This is a genomic window from Pseudomonas sp. TE3910 (assembly GCF_056279025.1).
Map to the genome: position 1 here is coordinate 2,060,946 of NZ_JBWBQN010000001.1, position 25,794 is coordinate 2,086,739.

General features: G+C 54.1%; 20 protein-coding genes. All 20 read right to left on the reverse strand.

Annotated features, from left to right (window positions below; all coding sequences use genetic code 11):
* Window positions 1-2: 2 nt before the first annotated feature.
* Window positions 3-1,121, reverse strand: coding sequence for a GDP-mannose 4,6-dehydratase (gmd, locus tag ACZ9H3_RS09280; protein ID WP_330523848.1), 1,119 nt, complete (start codon window positions 1,119-1,121; stop codon window positions 3-5).
* Window positions 1,118-1,984: a hypothetical protein gene (locus ACZ9H3_RS09285; RefSeq protein ID WP_476220475.1), complete on the reverse strand. Its 867-nt coding sequence runs from the start codon at window positions 1,982-1,984 to the stop codon at window positions 1,118-1,120. Before ACZ9H3_RS09285 ends, gmd begins: the two co-directional genes overlap by 4 nt.
* A gap of 3 nt (window positions 1,985-1,987) precedes the next feature.
* Window positions 1,988-2,542: an LbetaH domain-containing protein gene (locus ACZ9H3_RS09290; protein ID WP_476220477.1), complete on the reverse strand. Its 555-nt coding sequence runs from the start codon at window positions 2,540-2,542 to the stop codon at window positions 1,988-1,990.
* The gene (gene wzy / locus ACZ9H3_RS09295; protein WP_476220479.1) at window positions 2,535-3,515 is read right to left on the reverse strand and encodes an O-antigen polysaccharide polymerase Wzy; all 981 of its coding nucleotides are present in this window, start codon (window positions 3,513-3,515) and stop codon (window positions 2,535-2,537) included. Before wzy ends, ACZ9H3_RS09290 begins: the two co-directional genes overlap by 8 nt.
* A 400-nt stretch (window positions 3,516-3,915) precedes the next feature.
* Window positions 3,916-5,223, reverse strand: coding sequence for an MATE family efflux transporter (locus tag ACZ9H3_RS09300; RefSeq protein WP_476220489.1), 1,308 nt, complete (start codon window positions 5,221-5,223; stop codon window positions 3,916-3,918).
* Window positions 5,220-7,475 (reverse strand): N-acetylneuraminate synthase family protein, encoded by a 2,256-nt coding sequence (locus ACZ9H3_RS09305; RefSeq protein ID WP_476220491.1) that lies wholly within the window; start codon window positions 7,473-7,475, stop codon window positions 5,220-5,222. Before ACZ9H3_RS09305 ends, ACZ9H3_RS09300 begins: the two co-directional genes overlap by 4 nt.
* A gap of 2 nt (window positions 7,476-7,477) precedes the next feature.
* Window positions 7,478-8,164, reverse strand: a complete 687-nt coding sequence (locus ACZ9H3_RS09310; protein WP_476220493.1) for an acylneuraminate cytidylyltransferase family protein — start codon at window positions 8,162-8,164, stop codon at window positions 7,478-7,480.
* A 177-nt stretch (window positions 8,165-8,341) separates the two neighbouring features.
* Window positions 8,342-8,830 (reverse strand): transcription/translation regulatory transformer protein RfaH, encoded by a 489-nt coding sequence (gene rfaH, locus ACZ9H3_RS09315; RefSeq protein ID WP_476220494.1) that lies wholly within the window; start codon window positions 8,828-8,830, stop codon window positions 8,342-8,344.
* A gap of 410 nt (window positions 8,831-9,240) precedes the next feature.
* Complete coding sequence (locus tag ACZ9H3_RS09320; RefSeq protein WP_476220496.1) at window positions 9,241-10,584, reverse strand: Wzz/FepE/Etk N-terminal domain-containing protein; 1,344 nt, start codon at window positions 10,582-10,584, stop codon at window positions 9,241-9,243.
* A 181-nt stretch (window positions 10,585-10,765) separates the two neighbouring features.
* Complete coding sequence (locus tag ACZ9H3_RS09325; RefSeq protein ID WP_476220498.1) at window positions 10,766-11,836, reverse strand: LPS O-antigen chain length determinant protein WzzB; 1,071 nt, start codon at window positions 11,834-11,836, stop codon at window positions 10,766-10,768.
* Window positions 11,837-12,189: 353 nt separating this feature from the next.
* Complete coding sequence (locus ACZ9H3_RS09330; RefSeq protein WP_476220499.1) at window positions 12,190-13,641, reverse strand: MBL fold metallo-hydrolase RNA specificity domain-containing protein; 1,452 nt, start codon at window positions 13,639-13,641, stop codon at window positions 12,190-12,192.
* A gap of 145 nt (window positions 13,642-13,786) precedes the next feature.
* Window positions 13,787-14,029 (reverse strand): LapA family protein, encoded by a 243-nt coding sequence (locus ACZ9H3_RS09335; protein WP_102053165.1) that lies wholly within the window; start codon window positions 14,027-14,029, stop codon window positions 13,787-13,789.
* 24 nt (window positions 14,030-14,053) lie between these two features.
* A complete protein-coding gene (gene ihfB, locus ACZ9H3_RS09340; RefSeq protein WP_099775518.1) occupies window positions 14,054-14,347 on the reverse strand; it encodes an integration host factor subunit beta in 294 nt (97 codons plus the stop codon).
* A gap of 397 nt (window positions 14,348-14,744) precedes the next feature.
* Window positions 14,745-16,421 carry a 30S ribosomal protein S1 gene (gene rpsA / locus ACZ9H3_RS09345; protein ID WP_065760855.1) on the reverse strand — a complete coding sequence of 559 codons (1,677 nt, stop codon included), beginning with the start codon at window positions 16,419-16,421 and terminating at the stop codon, window positions 14,745-14,747.
* A 122-nt stretch (window positions 16,422-16,543) separates the two neighbouring features.
* Window positions 16,544-17,233 carry a (d)CMP kinase gene (gene cmk / locus ACZ9H3_RS09350; RefSeq protein ID WP_065760854.1) on the reverse strand — a complete coding sequence of 230 codons (690 nt, stop codon included), beginning with the start codon at window positions 17,231-17,233 and terminating at the stop codon, window positions 16,544-16,546.
* On the reverse strand, window positions 17,230-19,437 hold the full coding sequence (locus ACZ9H3_RS09355) for a bifunctional prephenate dehydrogenase/3-phosphoshikimate 1-carboxyvinyltransferase (RefSeq protein ID WP_476222739.1): 2,208 nt from the start codon (window positions 19,435-19,437) through the stop codon (window positions 17,230-17,232). The genes cmk and ACZ9H3_RS09355 overlap by 4 nt, the downstream gene beginning before the upstream one ends.
* A gap of 73 nt (window positions 19,438-19,510) precedes the next feature.
* Entirely contained in the window at window positions 19,511-20,605 is a 1,095-nt protein-coding gene (pheA, locus tag ACZ9H3_RS09360) for a prephenate dehydratase (RefSeq protein ID WP_065760853.1), read from the reverse strand.
* Window positions 20,605-21,690, reverse strand: a complete 1,086-nt coding sequence (serC, locus tag ACZ9H3_RS09365) for a 3-phosphoserine/phosphohydroxythreonine transaminase (RefSeq protein ID WP_099776753.1) — start codon at window positions 21,688-21,690, stop codon at window positions 20,605-20,607. Before serC ends, pheA begins: the two co-directional genes overlap by 1 nt.
* A gap of 93 nt (window positions 21,691-21,783) precedes the next feature.
* The gene (gene gyrA, locus ACZ9H3_RS09370) at window positions 21,784-24,441 is read right to left on the reverse strand and encodes a DNA gyrase subunit A (protein ID WP_330523862.1); all 2,658 of its coding nucleotides are present in this window, start codon (window positions 24,439-24,441) and stop codon (window positions 21,784-21,786) included.
* Window positions 24,442-24,710: 269 nt separating this feature from the next.
* Window positions 24,711-25,787 carry an S-methyl-5-thioribose-1-phosphate isomerase gene (gene mtnA, locus ACZ9H3_RS09375; protein ID WP_476220505.1) on the reverse strand — a complete coding sequence of 359 codons (1,077 nt, stop codon included), beginning with the start codon at window positions 25,785-25,787 and terminating at the stop codon, window positions 24,711-24,713.
* Window positions 25,788-25,794 lie beyond the last annotated feature (7 nt).

Here is a 25,794-nt window from a genome sequence, read left to right on the forward strand (position 1 = left end):
AATCAGTTCTCCACAGATACAGGCAAGTCATGGCCGTGGGACTTCAGAAGCGCATGGCGCTGAGCTGCTTTCAAGTCCTCGCGCACCATCTCTTCGCACATTTGCTGTACGGTAATTTCCGGCACCCAACCCAATTTTTCTTTAGCCTTGGTTGGATCGCCCAACAAGGTTTCCACCTCTGCAGGCCGGAAATAACGTGCATCCACACGCACAACGACATCACCTACCTTCAGTGCCGGCGCCTTGTCACCTTCAATGTGTTCGACAATCGCATGCTCTTCGACGCCTTTACCTTCAAAGCGCAGCGTAAGACCAAGTTCAGCAGCCGACCACCGCACGAACTCACGCACCGAATATTGCACGCCGGTTGCAATCACGAAGTCTTCAGGTTGTTCTTGCTGCAACATCATCCATTGCATGCGGACGTAGTCCTTGGCATGACCCCAGTCACGTAGGGCATCCATATTGCCGAGGAACAAACACTTTTCCAGGCCTTGGGCGATGTTCGCCAAGGCGCGTGTAATCTTACGTGTTACGAATGTTTCACCACGACGTGGCGACTCATGGTTGAACAAAATGCCGTTGCAGGCATACATACCATAAGCTTCACGATAGTTTACTGTAATCCAGTAGGCATAAAGCTTGGCTACCGCATAAGGGGAGCGAGGGTAGAACGGTGTCGTTTCCTTTTGAGGAATCTCTTGCACCAGTCCATAGAGCTCAGACGTCGACGCCTGATAGAAGCGTGTTTTTTTCTCCAAGCCCAACAAACGAATAGCTTCAAGAATACGCAGTGTGCCCATGGCATCAACGTCTGCGGTGTACTCCGGGGACTCAAAACTCACTGCAACATGGGACTGTGCCCCCAAGTTGTACACCTCATCAGGCTGTACTTCCTGAATAATACGGGTGAGGTTAGAAGAGTCACTCAAATCGCCATAATGCAAAACAAAATTGCGATTATCTACGTGCGGGTCCTGGTAGATATGGTCAACACGCTGAGTATTAAAAGACGAAGCACGGCGCTTAATACCATGTACTTCATAGCCTTTCTCCAAGAGAAACTCAGCCAAGTAAGAGCCGTCCTGCCCTGTAACGCCGGTAATAAGTGCTTTTTTCATTTTTCCGCCTTAAAAATATCATCTTTATTGAGTGGGACATACTCAATAAAATCAAGCCAACCATGTTTAGAAGTATGCTTCAGAGACCTACCTGACGATTCAAAAATCTTTCGATAATACTCATATTGCACAAATACATTTTTCGCATTATCCAGATGCTTGATTATACCGTCACGCCAATTATCACCCGAGGTGGCATTTTTCCTTGGATCCTGACCTGCCTCATAAAAATTCTCAACAACGCCACCATAATCTTTTAATATATTATGATCACAACCAAGAAGAAACACTCGCTTATAGCCCATGTAATGGAGCACTGGCAAAACCATAATAGGGCTGGTCTGCGGAGCTAGCACAGGACGAGTAAGATCAATATCGCTTGAAATTTGGGATTTTTCCAAGCACAAATAATAAATAGACCTGGATTGAAAAATACCAAACTTTTCAACATCTACTTTGGTTTGCAAACCCAGCACTATAGATGTTTCCAAAGGCAACTCTTTATCAGCCTTAACAAGCCAAGAAATATACTCCTCATAAACCAGAGGCTCATGATATGGCGCAAAAAAATGAAACTTCGGCCTGATCACATTCAACTGCGGATGTAAAATAAAATTACTCACACTAAAGCAATCATTTCCAGCCAAAAAACCCAGATCAATTCCTTTCAAACTTGGTCCGGTCGCCAACAAAAAAGCATCCTTGCCGGCTGCAATATTTTTCAGATCCAAATTTTTCTTCAAAACCTGTTTATTTCGCGCAGCCAAAAAACGAAACAAAACAGCGACCCTAAGAACATAGGGCATAAAAATACGAGGAACAAAGTCCTGCAGCAAATAATAAAATCTTTTCTGAAAACTCATACGTCACTCCAAGTCGCCGACCAACTCACCATAGCCTTTGTGACTTGAAACAGCAGCGAGATGGCGCTGCCGTTCCAAGTCACTTGTAAAACGATAACGTATTACCTTTGCCGGCACCCCTGCAACAATAGCAAACGGCGGAACATCTTTCGTGACTACAGACTTAGCAGCGATTATTGAACAGGAGCCAACTTTCACTCCCGCCATGATTAGTGCATCTTGACCAACCCACACATCGTCACCGATTTCCGTTTGCTCCAGAAGCTGTCGACCAGAAAAGCAGGTCGGTACACCTACAATAGAAAACTCATGGTCGGAACCAATTATAGATACACCTGGGGCCATCAATAAAAATCGCCCCACCTTAACCCTAGGGTATATCGTGCAGCCTGCTCCCACAAAACCGTAATCTGAAAGCTCAAAATCTTTAGCTATATATTTTTGATCAGGAACAACCCAGCTTTTGTGCGAAATATTCTTCCAGCCATAGCGAAACTTCCTATATCGCATGACTTGCTCACGAAGCCACAAAAATAGAGTCTTATTGGACTTAATCATTGAGCGGAGCGACATCCTCACCTCCAAAATTACTCCTCACTATCCTGCCAGAGCCGAACAAAAGGATAACAAGCAAAACAAATGGGATAGACAACGCGAAAAAAATTGCCCCTTCAAAAAACCACCCAAAGAGTTCATTACGCACAGACATAATGAATCTAGGCAAAAATATAAGATAGATGAGCGTACCCCATACCCTAGAGCCGTAACTCAAAAAGGAAAAGAACTTACTGATATAAAAAGCTCCGACCCCTAAAAAAACTATGCCTAAATAACCCAGATAGTACCAAGCCTCCGCAATAGCGGAAGAGCCGAATGTCGTCCCGGTACGCTCATACAATTCAGGCTCAAAATACTGAGTAAGCGCAGGACCAAACGAGGTGTATGGAACAGAAAATTCAATACCTAGCACGCGTTCAAGGAAAACCGAAAGTACTTGCAGCGGCTTAAAAAATGGCGAAATATTGAAACCATCAGACTCCACAACAATTGCAGCCTTTAAGGTATCAACAGTAAACCCAAGAACCTTGATCAGATCATAGTAGCCCCTACCAAGATCAAACTGAGAAAAAGCAGAGTAACCTAGCACCCTCAAATCCTGAGTTAACATCAATAATGGTGGCGCACATACCATCATAACCAGCAAAACCGGAACCAATCTTACACGCCAGTGCGGATAAAAATAGAGCACACCAAAAAAAGCAAGTGTGGCGCCCGGCATACGGACACCTGTAAACATTGAGGTTAATGCATACACCATCAATGCAACAAAGCAAATACCACTTCTCACATACAAACCGAGAGAAACTAGAACCATAAATAATATTTCAAAAAGAAGAACAGCGAAACTTTTCTTAACCTCAAGCTCCCCTTTTTGAAACGCAACGTAACCTTGACTATAGATCGCATCCATCTCGGTCAAATTAAATGAAACCACAACCAAAAACGACAAACCGAGAAACAAGTAAAACAAGGGCTTACGCTTTATTCCTCTAGAAACATCGGGCGCCTCTAAAAACTGGGCCTCCCAATGCAGCGGTAACTACAAATGTCGACAAAAATAAAAAAATCACCTTGACTAAGGTAACCGTGTCTTCAGGCGCCAAAAAAATTGACCCTAAAATAGTACCGTGCTCTAAATAAGACTGGCCACCTAGAACTAAAACAGGAAGAATAAAGAAAACACCAAATATAACCCAATAAAATCGAGCGACAAAGTTTTTGGAATCAAGCAGAAAAAGTCCTAAGCACCATACAAAAACTGACCCATAGAGAAAAAACAAAAAATCATCAAAAAGAGCAACCGAAACAATTACCATCACAAAGAGCAATGGACTGAAAACCCTGCCTAAACCTAGCATACAGGCAACCCCTTATTTATTAGGTACGCCAGCACCAGAAAAACCAAATACTATTCTTAGGTAAGCTCGCCCTTGACGAGAACAAAAATTAGAAAAACCGAGCGCAACCAATGCAATGACTGAAACAGCAATTGCTGCACCAAATACTCCATGATAGAGCACAAAGGGCACACCAACTAACAGGGCACACAAAACGCCCAAAACACCACCCACTACAACATCTCTAGGACTATCAACTATTGAAAAATACGAAGATCTTAAGCCGAAAAAGAAAACTGGAACCGTAGAAAATATCAGAAGCGAAAGTAAATTTAGCACCTCATATGGGACATAGTCTGAAACCAGGACAGGAACCGAATAATAAAAAGCCTTAAAAATCCACACAACGACAACAACCAACAAAGACAGCAACAGAAAAAATATCGACAGCGAGCGGATCATATTATTAAACAACAAATATGACTCCCTGTGCGCCTTGACAAGTCTCGGATAAAAAAACATGTTAAGAGACAAAATCAAAACAATTGAAGCCTCTGTCAAACGAGCTGCAATCATATAATCGCCATACTCACCAGCAGCTACAACCCACTTCAAAAGAAACTGATCAAATTTACTATAAACTAAAAAAAGCCCGAAGCTAATATGAACAAACACTGACCCTCTCAAAACTTTTCTAACGGACTCAAGCACAGCCCCATGCAACTCTTTCGTGCCTCCCTTCGCTTTACAAAAAAAACACAAGGAGCCCGCATAGAAAATAGAAATACTTAACCACTCGATAGCTTGAGAATATATAAACACCTCAAGAGAAGAGCTAAAAAACATGATAGAAACAAGCAGAAAACAAAATGCAAGAAGCATAGAAAAAATTCTTACTACCGACTGAGTCAGTAAATCCCCCCTAGCTCTCAGGTACAACTCTACCAAATCAAAAGCGCGAAAAAACTGTAAAAAAATAACAGGAACTAGCAGCCAGCGAAGCTGACCGAATAACGCAAGCAGCACTATAGCAATTGATATAACCGCCAGAGAACCCAATATCCTTAAGGCAACCAAACGAACAAGAACATGAACAGCACCTTCAGCATTCGACACAAACTCTTTAATTGCGTAAGCATCAAATGAAAACCTTGAAAACATGTAACATGCCAGTCCAACCGTTAAATAAAAGCTAAACTCCGCGAACTCATCTCCCACGAGCTCACGTCTTGCGAGAAGCAGAATTCCAACGCCATAAAATAAGCGTAAGAAATTCTCAAAGTATGTTAAAGAAAGTCCAAGCAGACCTCGCTTGGACTCAAATATAACTTTAATGCTCACTTCAATACAGACTCAAGAAAGTCCAATGCCAACCAGAAACCCTCACCGCCGTTTTTATGCCCCTGCCAAACTTCAGGAATAAACTGAACACCCGGGTTTTTTTCTGCAAGCAATTTAGACAGCGCAGTAAAATCAACATCACCCTTGCCAATCTCAATGCCTTCACCGTCAACGCCTTTGGCATCAACAATATGCATGTGGACATTATATGGAGCTATGATTTCTACGAATTTTATGAGATCCCAACCATAGTAATTGCAGGACATCATTGAGTGAGAAACATCCAAGCAGATCTTAATCTCAGGATTTTCTTCACAGAATGCTCGTATTTCCTCAGCGCAGACAAACAAATTATGGTAGCTCTGACCGCCGAAATGCCACGGATAAGGAGGCATGGTCTGAACAGCGATCTGAACACCGCTCAAGTCCATACCGTTGAACGCATCAGCAATCTTTCTATACATTGCAGGCTTCAGCGCTGGATCAATAAACCCTTTGTTATCCCAACCACCCGCATTAACTACAATTACCGGCCGTTCAGTTTTCGGGAAAATCTTCTTCAGTTCACGGGTAATGCCAACCACTCGCTCGAGCTCCCGAATTGAGTGCTGGCGATATTCTTCATCATCGGCGCAGAGGTCCAGAATATGGTCACCGGCAAACAGCTCAGGGCTGTGTACTGCAAAGCCAATTGGCTCCTGGCCGTCGAAGAAGTCGTTCAGGTTCACTTCAAGGTCTTTGTAAGACAAGTGAAACTCGACAAAATCGAGGTTTGAGTCTGTCACGATTTTGCGATAATCGTGGTATCGAACTGGTACACCAAACGGGCGATCAAATTTATAGTCCGCGCGTTTCTGCACAACGCCTTTAATATCTGAGTCGTAGAAGAAACCGCCGGCGTCAATATCACGATTGGCAACCTTGCCGACCAGTTCATCGATACGGTTTGGCTGAATACCTTGGCCAGGGCTCTTGATAGCCACCATTGACCGCGTGATGATAGTGCCCTGCTTGATGGGCGTATTTGCAACCAAGCTCTTCGCCAGGTTTTCGCGGTTCATGAGTTCGCCTTGTGTAATTTCTCTTGGCAACTCGTCTGACCCCAGCCCCTCTTCGACGTTGCGAATCTGCCGTACCATCTCGGCAAACTCATCAGGCAGAAGACTGACTTTATGGTCAGTTCCTTCCAACCCCTGATCAACCGTCAAATGTTTCTCAATCACACAAGCACCTAATGCAATAGATGCAATAGGAACGCATATTCCACGCTCATGCCCAGAGTACCCAACGAGTTTTCCGGTAATTTTCTTCAACCGAGTCAGGTACTTCAGGTTTACGTCTTTGTACGGTGTCGGGTACGTAGAGTTGCAATGCAACAGCACATAATCCGCACCGAGGCGATCTAGAAAAGCAACGGTACTTTTAATTTCACTTTCGCTGGACATGCCTGTTGAGCACAAAAATGGTTTGCCCGTTTTAGCAATCGCTTCCAGCAACTCGTAGTTAGTGAAGTCCGCCGAGGCTACCTTGTAAGCAGGCATGCCATAGGCTTCCAGTGCCGCCAGTGAGTCATGGTCCCACGGCGTGCACAGCGGAAGTACGTTCTTTTCTTTACAGTAATCAAAAACCTCGTATAGCGCTTCGTTACTCAGCTGGAATTTCTCCAGCAGGTCCATCGTATACTGTGCCCCCAAATCCACCGAGGCATCGTTGCTGTTGCCTTCATTCTTGTAAAGCTGTTTGACGTTGCGCATTTGGAATTTTGCGCAGTCCACGCCTGCAGCAACAGCGTGATCAACCAGTTGCTTAGCCAGTTTAATATCGCCCTGATGGTTGTTCCCTATCTCGGCAATGATAAAAGACGGCGACTTCTCGGAGATTTCACGAGAACCAATATAGAAGCCTTCAGACTTCTGGAATGCCAACTGCACCAGATGCCCTGCCTCATCGACAACAGGCAGGCAATCAACACCGCTGTGAAACAATGAATTATAGGTGCTCTTCTCTTCACCTAGCACAACACGCTTGCATGCGGTGTTCATGATGCTATGTGCCGGCACATTAAGGTCAATTTCAGTACTGTTGGTCAACCAGCGACGAACGTCTCCGTCAGAAATACTACCCATTAGGACTGCATGCTCTGAAACGACAAATGCAATTCTAGACTTGTTTTCATTAATTTTTTTCAAAACATCAACCAGGGAATCCTCAGAAAAAACAATATATTTCTGAGTGCTTTTTGTAATATACATATTCAATTCCCTTCCAGCGCGGACATGATGCTTTCGCAAACTTTAAAATCTACCAAGGAGTCAATTTCATAGGACTCCTCTTCCGGTGTTATGTACATGCCGACCTTGCCACAAAGCCGGTTACGCGTGCTAACCAGATCATCCCAGCGGGTAATATAGAATGACCCTGTTTCCATGTATCTTCTATCAGACTCAGGAATATCCTGCCGACGAGGACGTTTCATGAAATCATATGATGCTTCAGGCGCAGATGGATTTTTCCAGAAAAAACGATGGGACGGTGTAACCGTCAACAAGCTATTGAACTGCTCCGCTTCAAAAAACCGGATCGCATCGTCGAAACGCCCCGCTGCTCGAATGGGCGATGTTGCCTGCACCAGCAAAAAGTTATCAAACTTCTCGCCACGGGCACTTAGCCACTCGCAATAGTGCAGCATTGCGCTTTCAGTTGTAGCAGTGTCACCCGAGATGTCAGCAGGCCTCATGAATGGCACTTCGGCACCGTACTGACGAGCACAGGCGGCGATTTCAGGGCAATCGGTAGACACAACAATCTTGTCAATCAGACTAGCGCTTTTCGCCTGTTCAATGCTCCATGCGAGCAGCGGCTTGCCAGCTATCAATTTGACGTTCTTGCCAGGAACCCCTTTAGAGCCGCCACGGGCGGGTATAAATGCAACCGTTGTCATCCGAGATACTCACTAAATCATCATATTCATCAGGATTGGAACGCTGGAGACAGTGCCTACCTTGATGCGCAATGCAGAAACCATAATTTAGGCACGCTACCGCCACAGGATTTTTCGTCTGTTTCCTGAAAACGTTGCCACACCATTTCTACCTCCAGCCTTCTGGCCAGATGCAACTCAATACGCTGAAACACTCGCCAACGGTAAACTCACCTGCTGCTGGCGGCTCAAAAGGTCAATCAACAACACGACACGCTCTTCTCCGTCCATTGCCATGAATATGGCATCAAGCGCTGAAAAACTGCCTTCTATGATCCGAACGTTTTCGCCTGTTTGGAAATTCGCAACACTATGACCGCCTGCTTGCTCTTGAAGGCGGGCAATCAGTTCATCCCCAACGGCCAGCGGCCGGCCTCCAAAACTGACAACACGGCTAACACCACGCGTTGAACGCAAAGGTGCCCAAGAAGACTCATCCGACATTTGAATGAACAGGTAGCCAGGGAACAATGACTCAGCCACTGTATGACGCTTTCCACGGCTAATACGCTCGCGGGTACAGATTGGGCGAGCACAGACATAGCCTTGGCGCGCCAAATTTTCTTCTGCCCTTTCGTCCTGGCGCGGCTTGCAATGCACCAGGTACCAATTTTTTTGAGGAATCATGCAGTACCGTTTTTAGGCAGTGACTCAACACCGATAAACTCGATCCCGTTCAAGCTGCATACGCTCGTTGGATGATGCTGTATGACATCAAAATAACAGCATCGCGACAGGCTTCTTCAGGGCTTACCAAGGTTCAACCAAACCGCCTCAAACCTCTGCAGCATTGATGGCAGTCATCCCTCACTGTGGCACATCTCGACACATCAAAAAGACATCTCAGCATAACAGAAGCGTTAGCGCGCTTGGATTGCCGATGGCTACTCTGAGCAAGCCCTCTTGCCCCCCCTAGCGTCACTTCATCCAAGGCATCCCAGAAAACAAAGCTTCACACTACCAAACCAGTGCGTCTGATCTGAAATCACCACGCCAAGGTGCCCCTCATACTCCTAATAATTTAACCGTGCGGCGCCTTATCGCAACGGGCTATCAGGCTGAATGGCAGCCCCGGTCATTTGAGACAATGCTGCAGGACTGGAACGGAGTAGGTGCATACGGCGAACCACCAACAAATGGCGGAAAACAGCCATCAACACGCCCAGCAAGCAACCCACTACCACCCCCAATGCAATGATCAGAACTTTCTTGGGCTTGACTGGATCGGCTGGCTCCACTGCGAGTCGGTCAACATTAACCAGACTCAATCCACGCATATCGGTACTGATACTCGACAAGCGCACACGCTCAGCTCTAAGTGGCGCGATATCACTCAAAAACACTTCTTCATTTTCCCGCTGGTTGAGCACCTCAACCTGGCGGTTCGTGTTCAACAACAAGAGCTCCTTGCGAATTTGCGCTACCCGCGGGTCGGCAAAATCGTCAGACGTGCGTTGACGCAAGGCTTTACGCTCTGCCTCGAGGGCGTCGGTGCCCATGAAGTACAGAGGGATTTGCTGGTTGTTGACTTCGGTTCGAATGATGTTGCTGCCCGACTCACCTTCGCTGGCCATGGACGATGGCGTTGACGGTTTTTTCAGGCCTAGCGAACGCGCAATGCTGATGGCTTCATCCAGTTGGGCGATACGGTCTTCACGGCGTACCTTTAGCTGCACGCGCAGCGCCTTGAGTTCGTCCTGCAACTGCGCACGCTTGAGGTTATCGGCCTCCAGCAAGGCCGCAATCTTGCCTTCTTTCTCGGCATCATAGGCAGCACGGGCGGCGTCCAGCTTGGTGTCCACTTCGCTCAAGCGGTTACTGATGATGACCTTCAGGTCGTCAGCGATCTGTTTACGTTCATTTTCAATGGCGTATTGAACAAACCCATTGAGAATTTCATCACCCTCTACCCCTTTGGGATAGCGCATTTGCAAGCCTATATAGGCGCTCAGCAGGTCAGCCTTTTTGGGGTCTGGCTGTACCAGCTTGAGTGAGTCGCGGTTGAACTCGTCAAACACCTGCTCGGGCGACTGCCCTGCCTTGCCAAACGCTTCAAACAGTTTGGGGTTGGCGCGAAAATAGCTGAGGCGTGTGTCGTAGGAGTCCAGCGCCGCACCTACTCGCACCAAGGCATTGCCAGGCGGTAGGGAATAGACCTCGGTACGGTTCAAGGCGTCCAGGTCGTTGAGGGCTGCAGGGCGCAGCAGCGTGCTCACTTCATACTCAGGCGTGGCCAAAAACGCATAAGCGCCGGCAATGGCGCCCACGAACAACGCCGTAGCCGCAATCAGCTTTTTTTGCTTCCAGATGGACTGCATCATTGCAAAAAGGTCAATTTCATCGTGGGCGACAACGGAAGGTACGCGGGTAATACTGGTCACACCAAATGCCTGTCTGATTGAGTTGAACTGACTCGCCCAAGACAGGCAAAAACGTCCATCGTCATCGCTGCCGACTACGATCCTCGAACACTCCCTGTCGTCAGACGACGCAAGGCGGCATTGTGACAGTTTCTGTAATAGTGAACCACCCTTGAAACTAAGTAACGCTAACGACTCTCGTTCAGACGCCCGCTAATGGGGAGCGCCTCGGCCTGAGCGCTTGCCGGAACAAGTGGCGCATCAAGGCCAACCCCACCCCCACCACCACACCTGCAACCAGGCCGAGCAGTACAATCAGCAACTTCTTGGGTTTTACCGGCTTGTCTGGCTGCTCTACCACACCGTCCTGCCGGTAAGCCGCAACCAACGCAGGGTCGATGCTCAGGTTGCGATAAAACGTCAAGGCTGCCTGTTGCTGGCGAAGGTTCTGAATAAATGGGTCATCGGACTGGCGCTTCTGCAGGTTTTCAATTTCTGCCTCCAGCGCCTTGCTGCCGCGCATATAGGTCAGCGAACCTTCCATGCCCGCAGACACTTCAGTGGAGAGGTTACCGGAAATGATCGGCGGCTTTTCCAGGCCAATGGACTTGGCGACCAGAAGCGCCTCTTTCAATTGCACGATGTCATCTTCGCGTTGCTTGCGTGAGGTTTCCTGCGCGGTCAGGATTTGCCGCTGCAGGTTGTTGGCCTTTACCGTGGCATCGCTTTTGATGTTCTTGAGCACTTCCTGCTTGGCGCGCTCCCCTGCCAACTGGGCATAGTTCGTCACCCATTCGGCAGCCTGCTGCGGGCTGTAAACGTTCGCGGTAATGGCAAAGCGCGTCGGGGTGTCCTTGGCGGCGACCGCCACAACCAGCAGCTTGTTGAAATCGCTGTACAACAGATCCTGAGAGCCTTTGCGCTCCTGCTCTGTGAGCGTAGGAAGGTAGGCGGTCTGGAAAAAGCTGCGGCGCAGCGACTCGGACTGCAGGTGTTTCACGTAGACATCGTAGATATCCTTGACCGTAAGCGTATCTAGCCCGGTGTCGGGACCGCGCCCATAGTTGAAGTGCGCGATGTCATTCTGCGTCGGGGGCTGGACGAATACCTTGGCTTCATAAACAGGCCTTGCCAGAAGCGCATAGGCAAGAGCTGACAGAAAAATCACGGCGGTCGTGACCATAATCAGCATTTTCTGCTGCCATAAGCCTTTGATCAGCTCAATCAGGTCGATGTCATCGGATGCGATCAAGCGTTCGCGGTCTTGGGCCATTTATTCTTTTTTTCCTGGATCCAAATTGTAAATGAGTTGTGATATCAACTCCTAAAACGTTCAGGGCACTCGCGAGCTGGAAATGACAGAGAATATGGCAATAAGCCATGAATTGAAGAACTGCCTTTTACCTTGCTTGTTTCTGACCTTACCGCTCGGTTTTTCTCCTGGTACCACGCAGTAAGGCCCCGCTTTTTTGCGCTCTATTTACAACTGTTCCATGTCAGAAAAATACAGATTAATACGACTCGCCAGATGAAGTGAAGTTCATTTCACCTGGCTGCCGATCGTCGAAAAAACTGCATTTATCATTAATGATAATAACTAGCAGTAGCGCTATTCACCTTGGGGCTTTATGCGGGTATTTCCACCGAAAGTGCCTTTCCTTGCTCGTTGTAACGGCACGTCAATGCGTGCGCCAATGCGGCCTTGGCCCGCTTCTCTCCGTGCACCAGCAGCACCCTTTCAGGCCACTGCTTCATTCCGGTGACGAAATCCACCAGGCCTTTTTGGTCGGCGTGGGCCGAGTAGCCACCCAGCGTTGCGACTTTGGCCTTGATTTCGTACATCTCTGCATCCAGGTCAATCATCACAAAGCCTTCGGCGCCCTCGCTGGCCTGGATCACCGCACCCGGCGTGCCCCTAGCCTGATAGCCCACAAACAGCACCTGGTGCCGCGGGTCGCCGAGCATGGCCTTGAGGTAGTTAACGATTCGCCCACCTGAGCACATGCCGTTACCTGCAATGACGATAGCAGGCCTGCCGGTGCTCGCCAGGTAGTTGACGGTTTTCTGGTGCTGCACATGGCTGTCGAGGGTGATCAGTTGCCTGAAGCGCAGCGGTTTTCGCCCCTCGCTAAGGCGTTGTTGGGCTTCATCGTTCCAGAAGTCGTTGAGTTCACGGTAGGCCTGGGTGAATCGGCTGGCCAGGGGCGAGTCAAGGATGATGGGCAGTTGCGGCCAGTCGATGGGCAGCCCTTGCGGCGCTTCCCGCTCGCCCGTGCAAGGCTCGGCAGGCAGCAGCGCCTTGCGATGGAGGATGTCTTCGATTTCGTAGAGCAGTTCTTGGGTGCGGCCGGCACTGAATGCCGGAATGAGGATGGTGCCATGGTCAGCCAAGGCCTGGTCTATTGCCTGTTCGAGCCGTTGCTGGCGGTGAGTGCGGTCTTCATGCAGGCGGTCGCCGTAGGTGCTTTCCAGCACCAGGATGTCGGCGCGCTCTGGCGATTTGGGCGGCTGCAACAACGGTGTATGGGCCGCACCAAGGTCTCCGGAGAACACGACGCGCTTGCTGGTCGCGGCTTTCGGGTAGTGGATATCGCACTCGATGTAAGCAGACCCCAGCACATGCCCCGCACGCTGAAGGCGGATGTTGCAGACCAGCTCCGGGGTATTGATGAGCGCATGCCACTGGTCATAGGGCACGGCAATGATGGCTTGCTCTACGCGCTTGAGGTAGCGATCTACCGTGTTCTGATCACGGGTAACGCTGAGTTTGAAAGCATCTTCCAACACCAGCGGCAGCAGCTTGGCAGAAGGCTGACTGCAGATGATCGGGCCATTGAAACCTGCGGCGAGCAGGTTGGGAATGCGCCCTACATGGTCGATGTGAATATGGCTGATCAGCAGGGCCTCGATGCCCTCGACCGGGAAGTCGACTTCAAGGTTAGCCGCAGGGCTCGACTCGTCACCCTGAAACAGGCCGCAATCGATCAGCAGGCTGTGGGCAACATCAAGATGAAGCTGGTGACAGGAGCCGGTTACGCCTTGGGTGGCGCCGTGGTGGGTAATAGCGGGAAAAACCATACAAGCCCGTTCCGTGCGTGTTTATGGAGCGCTATTACTCCACAGAATCGCGCGGGCACAGTGCCAGAATCGGAGGGGATGGTTGTAGGAAAAGCCCTATTTTTTAGTGCTCTCCAGTATTCCGTTGCCTGAAGCCAGGCTGGCCTCAGACACTGGAGCGGCGAGCACGGCCTTTGGCGCGCAGGGCGATGTACATTCCCAGCAGTGGGCCTACGGCGAGCCCCATCAATAGCGCCACCAGCACAATCACCGCAACGGGCAAGGCCGGTGCAGACCAACCAAACAAAACCAGCGCCACGGATTGTTGGTTTTCCAGCACAAACAGCAGCACAACCGCAGCCACCGCCAGAACGAACAGCACCAGCAGCAGGCGTTTAAGGTTGCGCATGTTTATCTCCTTTTCCAGACAGTATCACGCCTGTTCCTCGTCTTCATTGACCCGATCCCGTAACTCTTTACCGGGTTTGAAATGCGGCACGAACTTGCCATCAAGGCTGACAGACTGACCGGTCTTGGGGTTGCGCCCTACGCGGGGTGCGCGGTAGTGCAGCGAGAAGCTGCCGAAACCGCGAATTTCAATGCGGTCACCCGTCGCAAGGCACTGGGACATTTGCTCAAGCATGGTCTTGATGGCCAGCTCCACATCTTTGGACGAGAGCAGCCCCTGATGGGTGACAATACGTTCGATCAACTCGGACTTCGTCATATTTTTCCCTTCTTTATCAAGCAGCTAGATCATTGCTTCTTCTGTTTGTAGCATGCTCGGAGGGATTTGAACAGGGTGGATCTTGACTTAATCAAAAATTCAAAATTGCACCATGGTGGGGATGGCCCAGGATGATGGGCTGGCATCAGGAAGCGGGTGCCGGTCTGCAAGGGCTGGGTTGAGGCTGATGACGCTATCGCGGGCAAGCCCGCTCCTACAAAGGCCGTGCGAGCTATAAGAGCCGGGCTTGCCCGCGATGCAGGCGCCGCGAACTTATTGGCACCGCGCCGATGCCATCGCGGGCAAGCCCGCTCCCACAAGGACCTGCTCAGGGGTGCTTTTTTGCGGGCACAAAAAAGGGCGACCGAAGTCGCCCTTTTTCTTAACCAGTCAGAACTTAGTTCTGCTTGGCCATTGCCTCGCGCAGCAGGGCAGCCATGGTGGTGTCACCGGTGACTTCTGGAGCGGTTTTCAGGCTCTGGATCGCTTCGCGCTCTTCTGCATCGTCTTTCGACTTGATGGACAGGTTGATTACGCGGCTCTTACGGTCGACGCTGATGATCTTAGCTTCGATCTCTTCGCCTTCTTTCAGGACGTTACGCGCGTCTTCAACGCGGTCACGGCTGATTTCGGAGGCTTTCAGAGTAGCTTCGATGTCATCAGCCAGGGTAACTACAGCGCCCTTGGCGTCAACTTCTTTCACGATACCTTTGACGATAGCGCCCTTGTCGTTGACAGCAACGTAGTTGGAGAACGGATCGTCTTCCAGCTGCTTGATGCCCAGGGAGATGCGCTCGCGCTCTGGGTCAACCGACAGAATGACGGTTTCCAGCTCGTCGCCCTTCTTGAAGCGACGTACGGCTTCTTCGCCGACTTCGTTCCAGGAGATGTCCGACAGGTGAACCAGACCGTCGATACCGCCGTCCAGACCAATGAAGATACCGAAATCGGTGATCGACTTGATGGTGCCGGAGATCTTGTCGCCCTTGTTGAACTGGCCAGAGAAGTCTTCCCATGGGTTGGACTTGCACTGTTTGATGCCCAGGGAGATACGACGACGCTCTTCGTCGATGTCCAGAACCATAACTTCCACTTCGTCGCCAACTTGAACGACTTTCGATGGGTGGATGTTCTTGTTGGTCCAGTCCATTTCGGAAACGTGTACCAGGCCTTCCACGCCTTCTTCCAGCTCTGCGAAGCAGCCGTAGTCGGTCAGGTTGGTGACGCGCGCCATGACGCGGGTGCTCTCTGGGTAACGTGCCTTGATAGCAACCCATGGGTCTTCGCCCAGTTGCTTCAGGCCCAGGGATACGCGGTTACGCTCGCGATCGTACTTCAGAACCTTGACATCGATCTCGTCGCCAACGTTGACGATTTCCGATGGGTGCTTGATACGCTTCCAAGCCATGTCGGTGATGTGCAGCAGGCCATCGACGCCGCCCAGATCAACGAATGCACCGTAGTCGGTGAGGTTCTTGACGATACCTTTGACTTGTTGGCCTTCCTGCAGCGATTCCAGCAGAGCTTCGCGCTCGGCGCTGTTTTCGGCTTCCAGGACGCTGCGACGGGAAACGACAACGTTGTTGCGCTTCTGGTCCAGCTTGATGACCTTGAATTCCAGCTCTTTGCCTTCCAGGTGGGTGGTGTCGCGCACTGGGCGGACATCAACCAGGGAACCTGGCAGGAAGGCGCGGATGCCGTTGACGTCAACAGTGAAGCCGCCTTTGACTTTACCGTTGATAACGCCCTTGACCACTTCTTCGGCGGCGAAAGCTGCTTCCAGAACAATCCAGCACTCGGCGCGCTTGGCTTTTTCACGGGACAGTTTGGTTTCGCCAAAGCCGTCTTCGACCGCGTCCAGCGCAACGTGAACTTCGTCACCGACCTTGATGGTCAGCTCGCCAGCTTCGTTGTAGAACTGCTCGAGCGGGATGACGCCCTCGGATTTCAGACCGGCGTGGACAGTAACCCAGTCACCGTCGATATCAACAACGATACCGGTGATGATCGCACCTGGTTGAAGGTTGAGGGTTTTCAGGCTTTCTTCAAAAAGTTCTGCAAAGCTTTCGCTCATTTTAATTCCTGTAGATTAGGGCGAAACAGACGCCCAGCAACCACACTCCAGACAATGTGGGTTTCGTTCATAGTAAGGGCAGCCTGCAGGACGTTGACTGGTGGACCTGCAAACCTCCCTGATCACCCGGCGATGTCGCGCAGTGCGACTTCACTCATGATGCGTTCCAACACCTGCTCGATGGACAATTCCGTGGAATCCAGCTGAATTGCGTCGGGCGCCGGCTTGAGCGGGGCCACTGCGCGCTGGGTGTCGCGCTCATCGCGCGCACGTATCTCATCTAGCAGACTCGACAGACTAACATCATCGCCCTTGGCCTTCAACTGCAAGTAGCGTCGACGCGCACGCTCCTCGGCACTGGCCGTCAGGAAAATCTTCAGCGGGGCATCGGGAAACACTACGGTGCCCATGTCACGACCATCAGCGACCAGCCCCGGCGATTCCTGGAATGCACGCTGGCGCTGCAACAATGCATCCCGTACGGCCGGCAGTGAAGCCACCTTGGAGGCATTCGCCCCCACGGTCTCGTTGCGAATGACATCGCTGACGTCGTCGCCTTCCAGAATAATACGCTGCGGCTGGCCATCGCTGGCAGCGATGAATTGCACATCCAGATGAGCGGCCAGCGCCTTGAGCAGTTCTTCGTTGGTCAGGTCTACACCGTGGTTGCCAGCCGCATAGGCCAGCAAACGGTACAGCGCGCCCGAGTCGAGCAGGTTCCAGCCCAGGCGCTTGGAGAGCAGCCCGGCAATGGTGCCCTTGCCGGAGCCGCTAGGCCCGTCGATGGCGATGACTGGTGCTTGCTGGTTCACGACCTGCCCTCTTCAGCAACACGGATGCCGACTTCGGCACACAGCGCCAGGAAGTTCGGGAACGACGTGGCGACGTTGGCACAATCATGGATGCGAATCGGCGCATTTGCACGCAGCGAGGCAACACTGAAGGCCATGGCGATACGGTGGTCACCGTGCCCATGAACTTCGCCACCGCCGATAGGGCCGCCATCGATGATGATGCCATCCGGGGTCGGCTCACATTTCACGCCCAGGGTCAGCAGGCCATCAGCCATGACCTGGATGCGATCGGATTCCTTGACCCGCAATTCTTCGGCGCCACGCAGTACGGTACGGCCTTCGGCACAGGCGGCAGCCACGAACAATACCGGGAACTCGTCGATGGCCAGCGGTACCAGCGCCTCAGGAATTTCGATGCCCTTGAGCTTGGCGCCACGCACGCGCAGGTCTGCCACAGGCTCGCCGCCGACTTCGCGCTGGTTTTCCAGGGTGATGTCGCCGCCCATCAAACGCAGGATGTCGATGACACCAGTGCGGGTCGGGTTGATGCCAACGTGTTCAAGCAGCAACTCGGAGCCGTCGGCAATCGACGCTGCCACCAGGAAGAACGCCGCCGAGGAGATGTCGGCAGGCACTTCGATCGACGTGGCAGTGAGCTTGTGCCCGGACTCCAGCGATGCGGTCGCCCCCTCAACCGTGACCGGGTAGCCGAAGCCACGCAGCATGCGTTCGGTATGGTCGCGGGTCGGTGCAGGTTCGGTAACGGTGGTCTTGCCTTCGGCATACAGGCCCGCCAGCAGCAGGCAGGATTTCACCTGGGCACTGGCCATTGGCAGGGTGTAGTTCAGCGCCTTGAGCGTGTGACCACCACGGATGGTCATCGGCGGACGACCTTCGGCAGCGGTTTCAATGACCGCACCCATTTCGCGCAGCGGGTTGGCCACACGGTTCATCGGACGCTTGGACAGCGAGGCATCGCCGGTCAGTACGGTGTCGAAGCTTTGCGCGGCCAGCAGGCCGGACAGCAGGCGCATCGAAGTACCGGAGTTACCCAGGTAGATCGGCCCAGGTGGCGGCTTCAGGCCATTGAGGCCAACGCCATGGATGGTCACGCGGCCGTGATGCGGGCCCTCGATCACCACACCCATGTCACGGAAGGCCTGCAGGGTAGCCAGCGCATCTTCGCCCTCAAGGAAACCTTCCACCTCGGTGGTGCCTTCGGCCAGCGAGCCGAGCATGATCGAGCGGTGGGAAATCGATTTGTCGCCTGGTACACGAATACGGCCGGACAGGCGACCACCAGGATTTGCCAGGAAAATCAGATCGTTGGAGTTCATAGCGTCCACATAGGCCCGGCGGGCCAGGATTTTACTGAAATGCTCGCGAGCTACCCGAGCGCGGGTGAACACACCCAGCAGCTGGTGCCCGTCCCCTGCATCGACCGCATCGCGCAAGGCGTCGAGGTCGCTGCGAAATGTATCCAGCGTGCGCAGAACAGCTTCGCGGTTGGCGAGAAAAATGTCGTGCCACATGACCGGGTCGCTTCCGGCGATTCTCGTGAAATCGCGAAAGCCACCCGCAGCGTAACGGAAGATATCCAGGTTTTCGTTGCGTTTTGCCAACGAGTCGACCAGACCAAAGGCCAACAGGTGCGGCAGATGACTGGTTGCCGCGAGCACCTCGTCGTGGCGCTCGACCTGCATGTGCTCGACGTCGGCACCCAGCGCACGCCAGAGGCGATCAACCAGCGCCAAGGCGGCGGGATCGGTCTCGGCAAGTGGGGTCAGAATGACTTTGTGTCGACGAAACAGCTCGGCATTGGAGGCTTCGACGCCGCTTTGCTCGGAGCCGGCAATCGGATGCCCTGGCACGAAGTTCGGCAGGCGTGAGCCAAAGGCCTCGCGCGCTGCGCGCACGACATTGCCCTTGGCGCTACCGACATCTGTCAGTACCGCCTGCCCCAGTTCGAGCTGCGCGAGTTTGGCCAGGAGCTTTTCCATGGCCAGAATCGGTACGGCCAATTGAATGACATCGGCACCGACACAGGCCTTGGCCAGGTCGTCTTCGCAGCGATCGACTACACCCAGCTCAACCGCCAGCTTGCGCGACTGCGGGTCGAGATCGACCCCGACCACTTCACGACACAGGCCGCTTTCGCGCAGGCCCTTGGCGAAGGACCCACCGATCAGGCCCAGGCCGACAACGACCAGGCGCGTAATAATGGGCTCAGCCTTTTCTACTGTCACGTCAACCACAAACCGGCACCCTGTTCAGAACATCACGCATGGCTATACCTCAGAGTACGGCTTTCGGATAGGAGCCCAGTACTTTCAGGGCCACCGCCTCCTGGCTGATCTTCTCCAGCACGGCCTTGATCAGCGGATCGCGGTGGTGCCCGACGAAGTCGATGAAGAAGACGTAGGTCCATTTGCCGCTGCGCGACGGACGGGTTTCGATGCGGGTCAGGTCGATACCGTTCTCGTGGAACGGCACCAGCAGTTCATGCAGCGCACCCGGCTTGTTGCTCATCGAGACGATGATCGAGGTCTTGTCGTCGCCCGTCGGCGGGACTTCCTGGTTACCGATCATCAAGAAGCGCGTGGAGTTATCCGGGCGGTCTTCGATTTTTTCCGCCAGACGGGTCAGGCCATAGAGCCCAGCCGCCATGTCACCGGCAATTGCCGCGGAGTTCCATTCGCCCTTGACCCGCTTGGCCGCCTCGGCGTTGCTCGATACAGCAACGCGCTCGACGTTCGGGTAGTGCGCATCCAGCCACTTGCGGCACTGGGCCAGCGACTGGGCATGGGAGTAGATACGGCTGATGCTGTCGGTCTTGGTGTTCTCGCCCACCAGCAGGTGGTGGTGAATACGCAGCTCGACTTCACCACAGATCACCATGTCGTGTTCGAGGAAGCTGTCCAGGGTGTGGTTGACCGCACCCTCGGTGGAGTTTTCCACCGGCACGACACCGAAGTTCACGGCACCGGCTGCAACCTCGCGGAACACCTCGTCGATTGCCGCCATTGGCTTGCTGATCACGGCATGGCCAAAGTGCTTCAGGGCCGCCGCCTGGGTGAAGGTGCCCTCTGGGCCGAGGTAAGCCACTTTCAGCGGCTGCTCCAGGGCCAGGCAGGAGGACATGATTTCGCGGAACAAACGCGCCATTTCCTCGTTGCCCAGCGGCCCCGGGTTGCGTTCCATGACCCGCTTGAGCACTTGTGCTTCACGCTCGGGACGATAGAACACCGGGGTTTCGCCTTCGCTCAGGGACGCCATCTTGACCCGTGCAACTTCCTGGGCGCAACGCGCGCGGTCGCTGATCAGCTCGAGGATTTTCTCGTCGAGGCTGTCAATGCGCACGCGCAGCGCCTTGAGCTCCTGTTCGGACATCAGGCGTGTTCCTTCTCGAATTCAGCCATGTAGGCCACCAGTGCCTCGATCGCTTCAAGGCCCAGAGCGTTGTAGATCGACGCACGCATGCCGCCTACCGAGCGATGGCCCTTGAGGTTGAGCAGGCCACGGGCATCAGCACCGGCCAGGAAGGCTTTGTCCAAACGCTCGTCCGCCAGGCGGAACGGCACGTTCATCCACGAACGGGCATTGTGCGCAATCGGGTTGGTGTAGAACTCGCTGCTGTCGATGAAGCCGTACAGGCGGTCTTTCTTCGCCCGGTTACGACGCTCCATGGCCTCGACGCCGCCCTGCTCCTTGAGCCATTCGAAGACCAGCCCGGAGAGGTACCAGGAGTAGGTCGCCGGGGTGTTGTACATCGAGCCGTTGTCGGCTGCGACCTTGTAGTCGAGCATGGTCGGGCAGCTGCTGCGGGCATGGCCCAGCAGGTCTTCACGAACGATCACAACCACCAGACCGCTCGGGCCGATGTTTTTCTGCGCACCGGCATAGATCATGCCGAACTGCGAGACGTCGATCGGGCGCGAAAGGATGTCCGAAGACATGTCGACCACCAGCGGCACGTCACCGGTTTGCGGAACCCAGTCGAACTGCAGGCCGCCGATGGTTTCGTTGGAGGCGTAGTGCAGGTAGGCGGCGTCCTTGGTCAGGTTCCACTCGTTCTGCCCAGGAATCGCCAGGTAGTCGTATGGCTTGGCGCTGGCGGCAACATTGACGTGACCGAAGCGGCGCGCTTCTTCAATCGCCTTCTTCGACCAGATGCCGGTTTCCACGTAGTCCGCAGTGCCACCCTCGGGCAGCAGGTTCAGTGGAATTTCAGCGAATTGCTGACTGGCACCGCCCTGCAGGAACAGGACCTTGTAGTTGGAGGGAACAGAGAGCAGATCACGCAGATCCTGCTCGGCTTTCTCGGCGATGGCCACGTAGTCGTCGCTACGGTGGCTCATTTCCATGACCGACAGGCCTTTGCCGTGCCAGTCCAGCATCTCGGCCTGGGCACGCTGCAGCACAGCATCAGGAAGCGCAGCAGGGCCTGCGCAGAAGTTAAAGGCTCGTTTGCTCACATCCACTCTCGCTCTGCTCTTGATGTCTGCGGGATTCGCTGCGAGGCCGATTACCAGCCCCGCAGGCCCTCCCACATAAAATCCGCGTTTACACTATTCCTGCGGCGCTTCTTCTGCGTCCGCGTCAGCGCCAGCATCAACGTCGGTATCAACGTCTGCATCTGCATCGACGGCGGTGTCGGCTTCACCTTCGAAACCTTCCTCGTCACCTTCCTCTTCGGAAGGCTCCTGCACGCGCTCAAGGCCCACCAGGGTCTCGTCGCTCGCCAGTTTGATCAAGGTTACGCCCTGGGTATTACGACCCAGGCTGGACACTTCGCTGACGCGGGTGCGTACCAAGGTGCCCTGGTCGGAAATCAGCATGATTTCCTCACCGTCCTGCACCTGAACTGCACCGACCAGGCGGCCGTTACGCTCGTTGCTGACCATGGCGATTACACCCTGGCCGCCGCGTTTGTACTCTGGGAACTCGGTGATCGCCGTACGCTTGCCGTAGCCACGCTCGGACGCGGTGAGGATCTGGCTGCCCTCCTCCGGAATGATCATCGAGATCAGTTTCTGACCTTCGCCCAGACGCATGCCGCGCACACCGCGCGCGGTACGGCCCATGGCACGTACGTCGGACTCTTTGAAGCGTGTCACCTTGCCCGCGTCGGAGAACAGCATGACCTCACGCTCGCCATCGGTAATGGCAGCGGAAATCAGGATATCGCCCTCGTCCAGCTCCAGCGCGATCAGGCCAACGCTGCGCTGACGGCTGAACTGCTCCAGCGGGGTCTTCTTCACGGTACCGTTGGCGGTCGCCATGAAGATGAAGTGGCCTTCGGTGTATTCCTCGACCGGCAGCATTGTGGTGATGTGCTCACCCTCATCCAGCGGCAGCAGGTTGACCAGCGGACGACCGCGGGCGGCACGCGAGGCCTCAGGGATTTCGTAGGTTTTCAGCCAGTACACCTTGCCCTTGCTGGAGAACAGCAGCAGCGTGGTGTGGCTGTTGGCAACCAGCAGGTGCGAGATGTAGTCCTCGTCCTTGACGCCGGTCGCCGACTTGCCTTTACCGCCGCGACGCTGGGCCTGGTAGGCCGCCAGCGGCTGGGTCTTGGCGTAGCCGCCATGAGAGATGGTCACAACCCGGTCTTCTTCCGGAATCATGTCACCCAGGGTCAGGTCGAGGCGCGCGTCGAGAATTTCGGTGCGGCGCACGTCGCCGTATTCGGCACGGATCAGTTCCAGCTCTTCGCGGATCACTTCCATCAGGCGCTCGGCGCTGTTGAGGATGCGGATCAGCTCGCCGATCTGGTTGAGAATCTCCTGGTACTCGGCCAGCAGCTTCTCGTGCTCCAGGCCTGTCAGGCGGTGCAGACGCAGGTCAAGGATCGCCTGAGCCTGTTCAGGCGACAGGAAGTACTTGCCGTCGCGCAGGCCGTATTGCTCGTCGAGGGTTTCCGGACGGCAGGAATCGGCGCCAGCGCGCTCGACCATGACCTGCACGGCACTGGACTCCCAAGGGGTGCTGATCAGCGCTTCCTTGGCCTCGGACGGGGTTGGCGATGCCTTGATCAAGGCGATGACCGGGTCGATGTTGGACAGAGCAACCGCCTGGCCTTCAAGGATATGGCCACGTTCACGCGCCTTGCGCAGCTCGAATACGGTACGACGGGTAACCACTTCACGGCGGTGACGAACGAATGCCTCAAGCAGGTCCTTGAGGTTCAGAACCTTTGGCTGGCCGTCGATCAGCGCGACAACGTTGATGCCGAACACGCTTTGCAGCTGGGTCTGGGCATAGAGGTTGTTGAGAATGACCTCAGGCACCTCGCCACGACGCAGTTCGATCACGATGCGCATACCGTCCTTGTCGGACTCGTCACGCAGCTCGGTGATACCTTCGAGTTTCTTTTCCTTGACCAGCTCGGCGATTTTTTCGATCAACCGTGCCTTGTTCAGCTGATACGGCAGTTCGGTGACCACGATCTGCTGACGGCCACCGACCTTGTCGATGTCTTCGACCGTGGAGCGGGCGCGCATGTAGATGCGGCCACGGCCCGTGCGGTAGGCCTCGATGATGCCGGCACGGCCGTTGATGATGGCCGCAGTCGGGAAATCCGGACCCGGGATGAACTGCATCAGTTCATCGACCGTGATGTCCGCGTTATCGATCAGCGCCAGGCAACCGTCGATGACTTCGCCCAGGTTGTGCGGCGGAATGTTGGTGGCCATGCCCACGGCGATACCGCTGGAACCGTTGACCAGCAGGTTCGGGATACGGGTCGGCATGACCGCCGGGATCTGCTCGGTGCCATCGTAGTTGGGCACCCAGTCGACGGTTTCCTTGTGCAAGTCGGCCAGCAGCTCGTGGGCCAGCTTGGTCATGCGCACTTCGGTGTAACGCATCGCGGCTGCGTTGTCGCCGTCGACCGAACCGAAGTTACCCTGGCCGTCGACCAGCAGGTAGCGCAGGGAGAAAGGCTGAGCCATACGTACGATGGTGTCGTAGACCGCCGTGTCACCGTGAGGGTGATACTTACCGATCACGTCACCGACCACACGGGCAGATTTCTTGTACGGTTTGTTCCAGTCGTTACCCAGCTCGCTCATCGCAAACAGAACACGACGATGCACGGGCTTCAAGCCATCACGCGCATCGGGCAGTGCTCGCCCGACAATGACGCTCATCGCGTAGTCGAGGTAGGACTGTCTCAGTTCGTCTTCGATATTGACCGGGAGGATTTCTTTGGCCAGTTCGCCCATGAGAAGCCTGATTCCTTTTTCTGGTGAAACTCCGCCACATCCGTGATCGGACGAACGAAGCTCGCCGCCGCAAAGCTGCTGCCCTGCAACGACTTACGACAAATCAACGAGTTAAGCCATGGATCTGCGCAGTAAAGACAGCCAAATTGAGCGGTCTTGGAAACCGTCGGATGTTACCACAGTCGCCGAGGGCTTGGGAGTACGGCAAAGCGTCGCCGGTGCAGGCACCCTAGCACCCGCGACGATAAAGGCCGCCAAGGGCCACTCAGTCAATGCAGGCGCTTGCGGCACATCAATTGAGCCATTTTCGCGGTATCCGGGCGCTCGACGATGCCTTTCTCGGTGACGATGGCGTCGATAAGGTCCGCCGGGGTCACGTCGAATACCGGGTTGAAGGCATCGACATCGGCACCGACGCGCTGCCCGCCGACTTCCAGCAACTCACTGCCGGCACGCTCTTCGATCGGGATGTCATCGCCACTGGCCAGGCTCATGTCGATGGTCGAACTCGGCGCCACCACCATGAAACGCACACCATGGTGCATAGCGTTGACCGCCAGTTGGTAGGTACCGATCTTGTTCGCCACGTCGCCATTGGCAGTGATGCGGTCTGCCCCGACGATGACCCAGGTAATGCCCTTGGTCTTCATCAGGTGAGCCGCCGCCGAATCGGCATTCAGGGTCACCGGAATGCCTTCGTTGGCCAGTTCCCAGGCGGTCAGCCGCGAGCCTTGCAACCAGGGCCGGGTTTCATCGGCGTAGACGCGCTCGATCATGCCCTCCAGCCAGGCACCGCGAATCACCCCCAGCGCAGTACCAAAACCACCCGTTGCCAGCGCACCCGTGTTGCAGTGGGTCAGTACCGCCTGCTCGCTGCCCTGATGCTTGCGAATCAGCTCGACACCCAGCTGAGCCATGGTCAGGTTGGCCTCGCGGTCACTTTCGTGAATCGCGATGGCCTCAGCCTCCATGAGCGCCAGCGGGTCATCGGTACTCTTCAGGCGTTCCAGGCGCTCGCGCATGCGGTTCAGCGCCCAAAACAGGTTGACTGCGGTTGGCCGCGACTCGGCCAGAACAGTGAAATCTTCTTCCAGCGCCGCTTTCCAGTCGCCACCGGCGGCCAGGCGCTGACGCACTGCCAAAACGATGCCATAGGCAGCGCTGATGCCAATTGCAGGTGCGCCACGCACCACCATGGAACGAATCGCCTCGGCCACACCGTGCGCATCGGTATACGCCAGCCAGGTTTCCTCCGCTGGCAGGATGCGCTGGTCGAGCAGGTACAAGGCACCGTCTCGCCAATCGATGGCCTTTACCTTCTCTGCAGCCAACAGTCGATCGCGCATGCCTCAC